General features: G+C 50.6%; 11 protein-coding genes. All 11 read left to right on the forward strand.

Features of this window, described 5'->3' with window-relative positions; translation table 11 throughout:
- The first annotated feature begins 10 nt into the window (after positions 1 to 10).
- The 11 genes from rlmN (at position 11) to LY85_RS01670 (ending at position 12,589) form a co-directional block, all read left to right on the forward strand.
- Positions 11 to 1,042: a 23S rRNA (adenine(2503)-C(2))-methyltransferase RlmN gene (rlmN, locus tag LY85_RS01620; RefSeq protein ID WP_185741294.1), complete on the forward strand. Its 1,032-nt coding sequence runs from the start codon at positions 11 to 13 to the stop codon at positions 1,040 to 1,042.
- On the forward strand, positions 1,023 to 1,760 hold the full coding sequence (locus LY85_RS01625; RefSeq protein WP_243122447.1) for a Stp1/IreP family PP2C-type Ser/Thr phosphatase: 738 nt from the start codon (positions 1,023 to 1,025) through the stop codon (positions 1,758 to 1,760). Before rlmN ends, LY85_RS01625 begins: the two co-directional genes overlap by 20 nt.
- A gap of 14 nt (positions 1,761 to 1,774) precedes the next feature.
- Complete coding sequence (gene pknB / locus LY85_RS01630; protein ID WP_141825212.1) at positions 1,775 to 3,808, forward strand: Stk1 family PASTA domain-containing Ser/Thr kinase; 2,034 nt, start codon at positions 1,775 to 1,777, stop codon at positions 3,806 to 3,808.
- 5 nt (positions 3,809 to 3,813) lie between these two features.
- Complete coding sequence (gene rsgA / locus LY85_RS01635; protein ID WP_243122448.1) at positions 3,814 to 4,701, forward strand: ribosome small subunit-dependent GTPase A; 888 nt, start codon at positions 3,814 to 3,816, stop codon at positions 4,699 to 4,701.
- On the forward strand, positions 4,686 to 5,321 hold the full coding sequence (locus LY85_RS01640; protein WP_243122449.1) for a thiamine diphosphokinase: 636 nt from the start codon (positions 4,686 to 4,688) through the stop codon (positions 5,319 to 5,321). The genes rsgA and LY85_RS01640 overlap by 16 nt, the downstream gene beginning before the upstream one ends.
- 445 nt (positions 5,322 to 5,766) lie before the next feature.
- Complete coding sequence (locus tag LY85_RS01645; RefSeq protein WP_038324142.1) at positions 5,767 to 7,302, forward strand: SPOCS domain-containing protein; 1,536 nt, start codon at positions 5,767 to 5,769, stop codon at positions 7,300 to 7,302.
- 58 nt (positions 7,303 to 7,360) lie between these two features.
- A complete protein-coding gene (gene spoIVA, locus LY85_RS01650; protein ID WP_038324143.1) occupies positions 7,361 to 8,839 on the forward strand; it encodes a stage IV sporulation protein A in 1,479 nt (492 codons plus the stop codon).
- Positions 8,840 to 8,976: 137 nt separating this feature from the next.
- On the forward strand, positions 8,977 to 9,825 hold the full coding sequence (locus tag LY85_RS01655) for a sulfide/dihydroorotate dehydrogenase-like FAD/NAD-binding protein (protein WP_141825213.1): 849 nt from the start codon (positions 8,977 to 8,979) through the stop codon (positions 9,823 to 9,825).
- Positions 9,818 to 11,221: an NADPH-dependent glutamate synthase gene (gltA, locus tag LY85_RS01660; RefSeq protein WP_141825214.1), complete on the forward strand. Its 1,404-nt coding sequence runs from the start codon at positions 9,818 to 9,820 to the stop codon at positions 11,219 to 11,221. Before LY85_RS01655 ends, gltA begins: the two co-directional genes overlap by 8 nt.
- Positions 11,222 to 11,333: 112 nt before the next feature.
- Complete coding sequence (locus LY85_RS01665) at positions 11,334 to 11,990, forward strand: hypothetical protein (RefSeq protein ID WP_141825215.1); 657 nt, start codon at positions 11,334 to 11,336, stop codon at positions 11,988 to 11,990.
- A complete protein-coding gene (locus tag LY85_RS01670; RefSeq protein ID WP_141825216.1) occupies positions 11,990 to 12,589 on the forward strand; it encodes a site-2 protease family protein in 600 nt (199 codons plus the stop codon). Before LY85_RS01665 ends, LY85_RS01670 begins: the two co-directional genes overlap by 1 nt.
- Positions 12,590 to 12,593 lie beyond the last annotated feature (4 nt).

Below are 12,593 nucleotides of genomic sequence, written 5' to 3' on the forward strand. Positions count from 1 at the left end.
TCTGAAATCAATGACTCTCGAAGAAATCAAAGCCGATTTTGCCGCTGACGGCCAACCGGCTTTTTGTGCTTTGCAGGTTTATAAATGGCTGCATCGCGGAGTGGAAGATTTTGAACAAATGTCCGATCAGTCGAAAGCCTTTCGCCAGGTACTGTCGGAAAAATATTACATAGCGAATGCTGTGATAGAAAAAAAACTGGAATCCCGTTTGGATGAAACCGTAAAATATCTGTTTCGCCTGAATGACGGAGAATATGTGGAAAGCGTTCTGATGGACTATCATCACGGTCATACGATCTGTATTTCCACACAGGTCGGCTGCAAAATGAGCTGTGCGTTCTGCGCAACGGGGAAAAGCGGTTTTTCACGGAACCTGACGGCTTCCGAAATGCTTGCGCAGATTCAGTCGGCCCAGAAGGATGCCGGTATCCGGATATCCAATGTTGTGATGATGGGGATGGGAGAACCGTTGGATAACTATCAGAACGTGCTTCGCTTTCTGGAGCTGGTTTCTTCCGATGAGGGAATGAACATCGGGATGAGGCACATTTCTCTTTCCACCTGCGGCGTTGTGGATAAAATCTATGATCTGGCGGAAAAGAAGCTTCAGCTTACCCTGTCGGTGTCCTTGCACGCGCCGAACGACGAAATCCGCTCCAGAACCATGCCGGTCAACCGGAAATGGGGAATGGAGGAGCTGATGAAAGCGTGCCGGTACTATGCCGATATGACGGGCCGCCGGATTTCTTTTGAGTATGCCATGATTCACGGGGTGAACGACAGCGACGCCTGCGCAAGGGAGCTTGCGGGAAGACTCAGCGGGATACTCAGTCATGTCAATCTGATCCCTGTCAATGATGTCAGCGGAGCCGGATTTAAAAAAAGCTCTGCCGACCGACTGCAAAAATTCAGCCGCGTCCTTTCGGGTAAGGGAATCACCGTCACCGTCCGCAGGACGCTCGGCTCGGATATCAATGCTTCCTGCGGACAGCTCAGACGCAGGTACAAAGAGGAGGTGGCCAATGTTGAAAGTATTCAGTAAAAGTGATATTGGCCTTGTCAGACAAACCAATCAGGACGCCTGCAAAAGCGGTACCTTTTCCGAACATTCCGCGTGGGCCGTTGTCTGTGACGGAATGGGCGGTGTCAACGGAGGCAATATTGCGAGTGAAATTGCGGTAGAGAAAATTTCCGAAAGTATTGCCGCATCCTATCATGAAGGGATGACTGACAGTTCCGTAAAGAATCTGATGATGGCGGCGATTCACAACGCCAATCTCGCCATCCATGACGAAGCAATGAACCATATCCAGCTTACCGGTATGGGAACGACCGTGGTCGCGGTGATCGTTTCGGACGGGGTTGCCCATATTGCCCATGCCGGGGACAGCAGGGCGTATTTAATAACGGAAAATAATATTCAGCAATTGACTACGGACCACTCCATGGTACAGGAAATGGTTAATAATGGGGATATTACGGAGCAGCAGGCAAAAATCCATCCCCAGAAAAACATTATCACCCGTGCACTTGGGGTCGAACCTTCCATTCAAATTGATTACTGCGAAAATGAGTTTCGTTCCGGCAGCATGCTTTTGATCTGTACGGACGGTCTTACGAATTATATCGATGCCAAACAGATTTTTGCGCTGTCCAAAACCATGGACGCCGACAGCCTGACAGACAAGCTTGTAACGCTCGCGAAAGACTGTGGGGGCGGTGACAACATTACGGTTGTCATCATTGAAAACTACTGCTGACAGGAGTTGATTTTATGGATAAGTACACAGGGAAACGGCTCGACGGACGCTATGAAATACATGAACTGATCGGTACCGGCGGAATGGCTCTGGTTTACCGCGCGTATGATACGATTGACGACCGTACGGTCGCAATCAAAATACTCAAGGACGAGTTTTTGGGAAACGACGAGTTTATCCGCCGGTTCAAAAATGAGTCCAAGGCAATTGCAGTGCTTTCCCACCCAAACATTGTCAAGGTTTACGACGTCAGCTTTGGTGACAGAATCCAGTATATTGTCGAAGAATTTATCGATGGAATCACGTTAAAGGAATATCTGGATCAGCAGAAGGAAATCAAATGGAAAGAAGCCATCCATTTTACCGTCCAGATTCTGCGCGCGCTTCAGCACGCTCATGAGAAGGGAATCGTCCACCGTGACATAAAGCCCCAGAACATTATGCTGCTGCAGGATGGGACGATTAAAGTGACCGATTTCGGCATTGCCCGTTTTTCACGCAGTGAAACGCGGACGATGACGGACAAAGCCATCGGGTCGGTCCATTACATCGCGCCGGAGCAGGCGAGGGGAGATCTGACCGACGAAAAGGCGGACATTTACTCCGTAGGGGTCATGCTTTACGAAATGATTACGGGACGTCTTCCGTTTGAAGCCGACAGCGCTGTCTCCGTCGCCATTATGCAGCTGCAGGCAGACCCCAAGCCCCCCAAGGAAATCAATCCCTCCGTGCCGGAAGGCCTGGAGGAAATTACGTTAAAGGCGATGCAGAAAAATCCCACGCAAAGGTATCAGTCTGCCGCCGAAATGCTCAGAGATATCGAGGCTTTCCGGAGAAATCCCAGCATCAGCTTCCAGTACAAATATTTTATTGATGAGAAGCCTACCAAATATATTGACGCGATCAACACGGTAAAGGGAGCGGAGCCTTCCGCGTACAACGATAATTATGAATATGAGGAAGAACCGTCCAGAGCACCCAAAAAGAAGAAGAAAAAGTCGACCGCCTCTTTAGTGATCGCAGGGATTGCCTCTGCGTTTCTGATTGTCGTCATCGGCTTTGGAATCGCCGCGCTGTTTCACAGCTGCAACAGTGGAGTCGGAAATATTGTTTTACCGGATTTCAAAGGAAAAACCTACGATGAGGTAAAAGAAGAAGTAAAGAACAACGATCAGTATAAAAATCTGACCTTTGTTACCGAAACGAAAAACGACTCTACTCAGAAAACGGGCATTGTTCTGAGCCAAAGCCCCAAAGAGGGCACAACCGTAAAAGCCAATGCGGAAATCACCCTTACCATTAATGCGGGCGGCAAACCGGTCTCTGTCCCCGACGTTTCCAACAAGACACAGGAGGAAGCGATCGCCGACCTGGAAAAAGTAAATCTGCTGTACGACGCTTTGCCGGTGATCGACGATCAGACCGAGAAGGGCCATGTAAAATATACCGATCCGGCCGCGGGAACGCAGGTTACGGAAGGAACAAAGGTGAAGATTTATATCAGCACCGGCGGCGAGGAAGAAAAAACGGCCGTTCCTGCCGTGATCGACAAAAATATAGAGGATGCCAAAACGGAAATTATCGCGGCGGGTCTGACAGTCGGGGATATTACCGCACAGGATGACAGCGATAAAGCAAAGAACGTGGTCATCGAAACCTCCCCCCTGCCCGGCGTGCAGGTCGTGAAAGGCAGCGCGGTATCCATTGTCATCAGTTCCGGTAAGAAATCGGAGAAATCCATCGATGTCTTTGTCAAGCTCCCGAAAGAAGTGACACACGACATCAACCTGAAAGCGTATTTGGGCAACGAGCTCCAGACGGAAAAGACCGTGAACCCGTCCTATAACGACGTATGTCAGCTTACTTTTAAAGGCAGCAGCGGCAAGAAGCAGCTGATTATTCAGCTGGACGGAAACAAGTATCAGGAGTTTACGCTTGACTTTGACGCGGGCACTTCCACGGCAGGGGAAAGCTATCCGTATAACAATGCCAGCAGTACGGGGGGAAGTAGCGATATCCCGAGCGGCATCATCACTCCTTCGGACTGATGCTTATGGATAAGATAAACGGTACCATTATAAAAGGTATCGGCGGTTTCTACTATGTGGAGGCCGCCGATACGCTGTATGAATGCAAAGCAAGGGGCGTTTTCCGGAAAAACAAGGTGACCCCTTTCGTCGGCGACCGTGTAACCGTCAGTCTGGAGAAAGACGGGACAGGCACGATTGAGGAAATATTTCCGCGAAAGAACTCTTTGGTGCGCCCGCCGGTTGCCAACATCGATCAGCTGGTGATCGTCGTGTCGATCTGCGATCCGTCCCCCAGCACGCTGATAATTGACAAAACCATTGCTGCGGCGGAGGATAAGGGGATTGAGCCTGTTATCGTGATCTCCAAAAGCGATTTGAAAGACTGCCAGTGGCTGAACGATATTTATCAGACGACCGGGATTCCGCTGCTTACGATTTCTTCGGCTACGGGAGAGGGAGTTGAAGAAGTGGAGAAGCTGCTGAAGGGGAAAATTTCAGCTTTTACAGGAAATTCCGGGGTTGGAAAATCCTCTCTGCTGAACAGGATCGATTCGCGCTTCCATCTTCAGACCGGAGAAATCAGCCAGAAGCTTGGACGCGGTCGGCACACCACAAGACAGGTTGAGTTTTTAAAGCTGGGGGAGAATACCTATGTTGCGGATACGCCGGGCTTTTCTTCCATCAGTGTGGAACGCTACGATCTGGTGAAGAAGGAAAACCTTCAGTATTGTTTCCGGGAATTTGAACCCTATCTGAATCAGTGCAAATTTGTCTCCTGCTCCCATACCTGCGAAAAGGGCTGTGCAGTTCTGAAAGCGGTGGAAGAGGGGACGATCAGTAAATCCCGTCACGAAAGCTATGTCGCCATGTACAATGAGGTAAAAGAGTTGAAAGAATGGAATATGAAATGAAAAAATGCGTGATTATCGGTTCGTCGCCCTGCGAATACGGCGGGATTCTGAATGAAATCGATCGTGATCATTCTTTTATTATTTGCGCCGACGGCGGTCTGGATGTTGCGCTGGAGCATCATCTTACGCCCGATCTGCTCATCGGCGATTTCGACTCTGTAAAGAATGAATTGCCGAAAAACATTGAAACGATCCGTCTGAACAAGGAAAAAGACGATACCGACATGATGGCGGCCATCAAGGAAGCGATCAAAAGAGGATACCGTGATTTTACTCTTTTCGGTGCTCTGGGCGGCAGGATCGATCATTCCTTTTCCAATTTCTGCGCTTTACAGTATCTGGCTTCTCAGGGCTGTAAAGCGGTGATTGCGGACAGGGACTGCCGGGTATTCCTGCTTTCCGGCGGCCGTCTGACGCTGAGCGGGCTGAAGGGCCGGATGATTTCCGTTTTCCCTTTTGGCGTCGGTTTCTGTACGGTGAGCTATGAGGGAATGAAATATCCGCTCAGGGAAGCGTCCATTTCCTCCGCTTATCCGCTCGGCGTCAGCAATGAGATCACGGAAGATCAGGCGCAGATTTTTGTTCACAGCGGAAATGCCCTGATTTTTTTACTGTCATAAGCGAACCAAAATCTTTGCCGCTGAATATAATGAGGATAAGACAAAAGAAATATCGTCTTATTTTGATAATGGCGGTGAGCTGGATGTGGCAACGAAATAATTGCTTAATTGCAAAATGCTCGGTTGCTTTTGGGCTCGGGCTGGCTGCCTCTTGTTTTTGCCCAACGGGATTAATCCTGTTTATAGTAGCGATCATCATGATCATATTGGGAATCACACTTTTAAGGTGTGGAACATAATGGGAGGTTTGTGAGATGAAAGTAGTCGTTTTGAAGAGCTCGAAATTTTTAGGATTTGTATTACGAAAGTTTTTTAACATAAAAAAAGAATCTTAAAAAATGGATGCCGGCTGCTGATGCAGCCGGTAATTTTTTATGCGAATGCGCATAAACCGTACAAGATTAGAATAACAATTAGGTAGAAACAGGAAAAGGAGAGAACCTTTATGGATTATATGCTTAACCGTGAGGCATTGGCCACCAGCGAAGTGATTTATGATGGCTGCCAGGAGCAGCCGGTGGATCTCGACATCAGCCTGCCTGACTACTGCCCCGATATACAGCGCATTTTAAAGTGTCAGGTTTATCCGCACATTAGCTCCAGGAGCATTACAGGGGACAGACTGGCGCTTGAGGGCAGTTATACCGTGAAAATACTCTATCTTGATTCCGGCGGTACGGCTGTTCACTGCTATGAAACCAGTCAGTCGTTCTCCGCTGCCATCCAGTTGAAGCAGACTGCCGACAACGCGCAGATTTTTGCGTTTACCAGGGTGGAATATATTAACTGCCGTGCGACCAGCCCCCGGCGCCTGGACATACACGGTTCTTTTTCCGCATGCGCGAAAGTGATTGTGCAGGGGGAGAACGAGGTGGTCTCCAACATAGACGGCGAGGGAGTGGAAGAGCAGAAAAACACTCTGTCGATCAACAAGATGGCCGGGTTCGCTCAGCAGCAGTTTACGGTGGAAGAGGTGCTGGAGCTCGGGCAGGGCAAACCGCCCGCGGATAATCTGGTCCGTTCCGACGCGTTTGCGATGCTTCAGGACTATACTCCTGTCGCAAACAAGCTGATGATCAAGGGAGAAGTATGTGTAAAATTCCTGTATTCCACAGCGGATAACGAAGCTGCTCTGGAAGTGATGGAGTACGCGCTTCCGTTCAATGAAATGGTTGACTGTGAGGGAGCCTCAGAAAACTGCATCTTCAATATTCAGCTGAATGTTTCCGGGCTGGAAGCACAGATCAAAAACGATTATTCCGGTGACCAGACCTACTTTGACGTTCAGGCCAGGGTGTTTGTGAACGCATCCGCCTATCAGAATTCCGACGTTACCATGGTAACGGACGCCTACTCCAAACAGTATGAGCTAAACATCAACTCCAAACAGAAAAGCATTGAAAATGCTGTTGAATTCATCAACGATACCGATATTCACAAGGGTTCTCTGGCACTGGAGGATGTACCGATTTCGAAGATTATCGATATCTGGAATGAAATGAGCACTGTTTCTGCCGACTATGCGAACGGACAGATCAATTATAAGGGGAAATTCAATATCTGTGTGCTTGCTCTGAATCCGGACAATAAGCCGGTCTATTTTGAACGGCTGATGGATTTTGAATATGCCCGTCCTTACCAGGCGAAAGAGGATAATATCAAATGCAGCGCCTCGATGCTTGTAGCGGGAATCAGCTACCGGATTACAGGCGGAGGAATAGATCTGAAGGTTGAATTAAGGCTCAGCGCCGGAATTTACAGCCAATACAGCCTGAAGCTGATCACGGATGTCGCAGCTGACGAAACCAAACCCAGGGCACAGGACAAATCCGCGGCATTAAGTATTTACTACGCCAATGCGGGTGAAAGCTTATGGAATATCGCCCGTGAATACTGCACCTCGGTCAATGCGATTAAACTGGAAAACGACCTTGCCGGTGATGTCGTTGAGAACAGGGGGATGCTGCTGATTCCTATGTAGATTCCTTGAGAGACATTCGCAATAAAAATTAAATTTCTCTGCCTGAGGGGGAGGTAAAATGGAAGAACGCAATATTTACAGTGACATTTCCCAGCGCACGAACGGTGATATTTATATTGGGGTGGTAGGCCCGGTAAGAACCGGAAAATCTACTTTTATTAAGAAATTCATGGATACCATCGTCGTTCCGAACATGGATTCAAGCTACAGGCGCGACCGCGCGATCGATGAAATGCCGCAGTCCGCCGCAGGACGTACCATTATGACGACGGAACCGAAATTTATTCCGGAACAGGCCGTCAAAGTAAAAGTGGATGACAGCGCCACCTTCTCGGTGCGCATGATCGACTGTGTCGGCTACATCGTTCCAAGCGCGCTCGGATACATAGAAAACGATCAGCCGCGCATGGTGATGACCCCGTGGTACGACGAGCCGATTCCGTTCAACATGGCTGCGGAAATCGGGACCAAGAAGGTCATTACGGAGCATTCGACCATCGGGCTGGTCATCACGACCGACGGCAGCATCAGCGATATTCCCCGGGAGGAATACGAGGAAGCGGAAGAGAGGGTCGTGAAAGAGCTGAAGGAAATCAACAAGCCTTTTATTGTCCTTCTCAACTGTACCGACCCGAATTCGAATTCCTCGGCTTCCATGGCTTCGCAGATGCAGGAGAAATACAAGGTGCCCGTCGCGCCCGTCAACTGCCTTGAAATGGAAGAGGGGCAAATCAGGGATATTCTTTCCAAAGTGCTGTTTGAATTCCCGGTGAAGGCAATTAAGGTCGATATGCCGCGCTGGCTTTCCAGCCTTGAAAAAAACCATTGGCTGCGTTCCGCCGTCTACGGCACCATCCAGAATTCGGCTTCGAAAATTTCCCGGATACGGGAAGTCGGGTCGATCGTCAACGATATCAATCAATGCGAATATGTCAGCGGGGCGAAAACCGAATCCATCGATCTGGGAACCGGCAACGCGCGGGTCGCCGTCAATCTCCAGCCGAATCTGTTCTATAAAATTCTGGGTGAAAAAACCGGTATCGATATTGAGGACGAGGGCGGGCTTCTCGACAGCATCCTCGGACTTGCAAAAATCCGTGATAAATACAATAAAATCAAAGACGCCTATCAGGATGTGCAGGACACCGGCTACGGAATTGTGATGCCGGATATTGAGGAGCTTACGCTCGACGAGCCCGAAATCATCAAGCAGGGCGGCAAATACGGGGTGCGCCTGAAAGCCGCCGCGCCTTCCATCCACATGATGAAGACGAAAATTACGACGGAGCTGACGCCAATTGTGGGTTCCGAGCAGCAGTCGCAGGATCTGATCATGTATATGCTGAAAGAATTTGAGGAAAGTCCCTCCAAAATCTGGGAATCCAATATCTTCGGCAAGAGCCTGCATGAGCTTGTCAACGAGGGACTTCACAACAAGCTGTACAGAATGCCTACGGACGCACGGGATAAGGTGCGCGAGACGATAGAGCGGATCATCAATGAAGGCTGCAACGGCCTGATATGTATTATCCTGTGAAATGCATAAAACACAACCGCAAATGTGATTCGGCAAAATTAGCCGAATCACATTTTTTTATTGATAAATCTGCTACAAACCTTTATAATAAAAAAAGACTATGTTTTACTACTCGTTAAAGAAAAGGGAGTGTACCGATGTTTACGATTGTGGAGAAGCGGATATTGAATGATTCAATGACATTGATGGCGGTAGAAGCGCCATATATTGCGAAAAAGGCGAAGGCCGGCCAGTTCATTATTCTGCGTGTCAATGAATTCGGGGAAAGGATTCCTCTGACGGTAGCGGATTACGACCGCGAAAAGGGAACCATTACCATTATTTATCAAAAGGTCGGAAAGACGACCCTGATGCTGGATCAGCTGAATGTCGGCGACGCGATTCTGGATTTCATCGGGCCTTTGGGAAAAGCGACCGAGCTGGAAGGCTATAAAAACGTGACGGTGATCGGCGGCGGCGCCGGCTGCGCGATCGCGTACCCGCAGGCGAAGGCCCTGCACGGCATGGGCGCGAAGGTGGACATGATCGCGGGGTTCCGGAACAAAGACATCATCATCCTGGAAGACGAGATGAAGGCGGTCAGCGACCATCTGATTTTAACCACGGACGACGGTTCCAACGGCAACAAGGGTTTTGTGACCGACGCCCTGCGTAAAAATATTGAGGACGGCGCCGGGTATGACCTGGTCATCGCCATCGGACCGCTCGTCATGATGCGCGCCGTCTGCAACCTGACAAAGGAATACAACATCAAAACGCTGATCAGCATGAACCCCATTATGATCGACGGGACCGGCATGTGCGGGGGATGCAGGCTGACGGTCGGCGGAAAGACCAAATTCGCCTGTGTGGACGGTCCGGATTTCGACGGCCACGAGGTGGACTTTGACGAGGCCATCAAAAGATCGAGAACCTATTCTGAGTCGGAAAAAGAAGCGACGCGCGAGTACAACTGCCGCTTGATGGAGGGTGCGAAAAATGCCTAATATGTCCAAAGTAAAAACGCCGATGCCGGAGCAGGACCCCAATGTGCGCAACAAGAACTTTGAAGAGGTCTCGCTCGGCTACACGGAAGAAATGGCCATGGAAGAGGCCAAACGGTGCCTGAACTGCAAAAACAAGCCGTGTGTCGGCGGATGCCCGGTCGGCGTACGCATTCCCGAGTTTATCGGCTGCGTCGCTTCCGGCGATATGGAAAACGCTTACAGGATCATTAAGACGACGAACTCCCTTCCCGCCGTCTGCGGAAGGGTCTGCCCTCAGGAATCCCAGTGCGAGCAAAAATGTGTGCGCGGCATCAAAGGGGAGCCGGTGGGAATCGGCCGGCTGGAGCGCTACGTGGCCGACTGGCACATGAAGCACGGCGGAGCCGAGACATTTGAGGAAAAGCCGAACGGACACAAGGTCGCCGTGATCGGGGCGGGCCCCGCGGGCCTGACCTGCGCAGGAGATCTGGCGGCCCTGGGGTATTCCGTTACCGTGTTTGAGGCGCTGCATACCGCGGGCGGCGTACTGATGTACGGCATCCCGCAGTTCAGACTGCCGAAGGAGATCGTGCAGAAGGAAATCGACGGCCTGAAGGACAAGGGCGTCGACATCCGGACCGATATGGTCATGGGCAAGGTGCTGTCGGTAGACGAGCTGTTTGAAATGGGCTATGAAGCCGTATTCATCGGCACCGGCGCCGGACTGCCCAGCTTTATGAATATTCCCGGCGAAGAACTGGTGGGGACTTACTCGGCCAATGAATTCCTGACGAGGGTAAACCTGATGAAGGCCTATCTGGACGAATACGACACCCCGATCATCCGGCCGAAGAACGTCGCCGTCGTGGGCGGCGGCAACGTGGCGATGGATGCCGCGAGGACCGCCAAGCGTCTGGGCGCGGAGAATGTGTATATTGTGTACCGCCGCGCCGAAGAGCAGATGCCCGCGCGGAAAGAGGAAATCCACCACGCAAAGGAAGAGGGCATCCTTTTCAACCTTCTGCGCAATCCCGTTGCCATCCATGGCGACGAAAACGGCAGGGTCAGGTCGATCGAGTGCATCGAGATGGAGCTTGGCGAGCCGGATGCCTCCGGCAGACGCAAGCCGGTGCCCAAAGAGGGCTCGAACTTTGAGATTCCGGTGGACTGTGTGGTCATGGCGATCGGCAACTCGCCGAACCCGCTGATCCGCTCTACGACCGAGGGCCTGGAAGCGAACAGGAAGGGCTGTATCGTTGTGGATGAAGCGACCATGGCGACGACCCGGGAGGGCGTTTACGCCGCGGGCGACGCCGTCAGCGGCGCCGCAACCGTGATCCTGGCCATGGGCGGCGGCAAGGAAGCCGCACGCTCCATCGATCAGTACATTCAGGCCAAAGCAGACAAAGCAAAATAAGGACAAACCGACCAAACCGCCGTATTTTACGGCGGTTTTTTTATATCAGGGCATCTTCCGCCGGCATCGGACATATTATTATTAGGATTATAATGATGCAGGAGGAATAACAATGGACGATCGGTATGAAGATAATCGGTATGATAAAGATTATGAAGATGACTACGAAGACGATGACGACGGTTATGTAGAAGATCATTACGAGGATGTCTACAGCAGAAATGACAATAGGAATTACAGGAATTACGAAAAAGATGATCAGCGGGACTATGAAAGGAATTATGAAAAGGACTACGATGGACAGCAATACAGAAGGAACAAAAAAGCGAAAACCCTCAGCACAAGACTGCTGACCACCATTCAGATAACGGTATGTTCGATCATTTTGGCCACGGCGATCTTTCTCCGGGTCTTTGGGGGCAATGCATATCTGATCATCAAAAACTGGTATCTGCAGAACGTCAATAATTCCATTGTTCCGACTGAGGACATCGACCACGTAAAACATACCGTTGTGGAGATATTGCCGTCGGTTACCGATTTTTTTACAAAGCCGCGCGCTCAGGAGAATCCTTCCCAGGTGGAAAGCGCTGCATCCCAGCCCGGTGTGACTTCCCAGGCAAGTGAGAATCCCCAAGGCGGCGCCAATTCGCAGGCAAATCCCGGGTCTCAGGCCGGTACTGCTTCCCAGGCTGACGCAGGTTCCGCGGCAAATTCATATCAGCCGGAGAACCAGCAGGCGGCGCCCTCCCAGCAGGTCAGCGGCTGATGTCTTTTTCCATCAAAAACTGCCGTGTGACCGTCGATTTTTTATTTGTGGCCTTACTGGCAGTTTTTTTTCTGTTTGACAGAAGCGGAATGGCTGTTCTGGGCCTTTCCTGTGCTGCGCTGCATGAACTGGGTCATTTGGCGGTCATGGCCGCGTTCGGAACGGCACCGTCACAGATTCGATTTACCCCCTTCGGCATCGATGTGATTAAATCTGCGGGCATCGACCGGTCCTATTGGCGCGACGCCGCCATTTCCGTCGCGGGACCGGGAACCAACCTTGCCGCCGCGCTGATCTGTACCCTCGTTAATGAGCGTTATTTTCACTTTTTTATCCTTGCCAACCTGGTGCTGGCAGGGTTTAATCTGCTGCCCGTGGAGCCGCTTGATGGCGGTCAGGCACTGTATTCCGTCCTTTGTACCCGCTTGAACTCCACTTTGTCCGCAAGGATTGTAGCCGTCACCTCATTCGCGGTTTTAACGCCGCTGGCAGCGATTGGTTTTCTTTTTCTCTTCCGTGCCAACGGCAATTTTTATCTTCTAGCCGTATCCGTTTATTTAATCTTTCTGCTCCTTTACAAGAACGGAAGGTATTATTGATTTG

The organism is Clostridium sp. KNHs216, from assembly GCF_006714885.1.
Taxonomy (GTDB): Bacteria; Bacillota; Clostridia; order Oscillospirales; family Acutalibacteraceae; genus Caproiciproducens.

Bases quoted from the DNA above. Each gene is read 5' to 3' on its own strand.
- rlmN (WP_185741294.1), top strand. From the start codon at position 11: ATGACTCTCGAAGAAATCAAAGCCGATTTTGCCGCTGACGGCCAACCG.
- LY85_RS01625 (WP_243122447.1), top strand. From the start codon at position 1,023: ATGTTGAAAGTATTCAGTAAAAGTGATATTGGCCTTGTCAGACAAACC.
- pknB (WP_141825212.1), top strand. From the start codon at position 1,775: ATGGATAAGTACACAGGGAAACGGCTCGACGGACGCTATGAAATACAT.
- rsgA (WP_243122448.1), top strand. From the start codon at position 3,814: ATGGATAAGATAAACGGTACCATTATAAAAGGTATCGGCGGTTTCTAC.
- LY85_RS01640 (WP_243122449.1), top strand. From the start codon at position 4,686: ATGGAATATGAAATGAAAAAATGCGTGATTATCGGTTCGTCGCCCTGC.
- LY85_RS01645 (WP_038324142.1), top strand. From the start codon at position 5,767: ATGGATTATATGCTTAACCGTGAGGCATTGGCCACCAGCGAAGTGATT.
- spoIVA (WP_038324143.1), top strand. From the start codon at position 7,361: ATGGAAGAACGCAATATTTACAGTGACATTTCCCAGCGCACGAACGGT.
- LY85_RS01655 (WP_141825213.1), top strand. From the start codon at position 8,977: ATGTTTACGATTGTGGAGAAGCGGATATTGAATGATTCAATGACATTG.
- gltA (WP_141825214.1), top strand. From the start codon at position 9,818: ATGCCTAATATGTCCAAAGTAAAAACGCCGATGCCGGAGCAGGACCCC.
- LY85_RS01665 (WP_141825215.1), top strand. From the start codon at position 11,334: ATGGACGATCGGTATGAAGATAATCGGTATGATAAAGATTATGAAGAT.
- LY85_RS01670 (WP_141825216.1), top strand. From the start codon at position 11,990: ATGTCTTTTTCCATCAAAAACTGCCGTGTGACCGTCGATTTTTTATTT.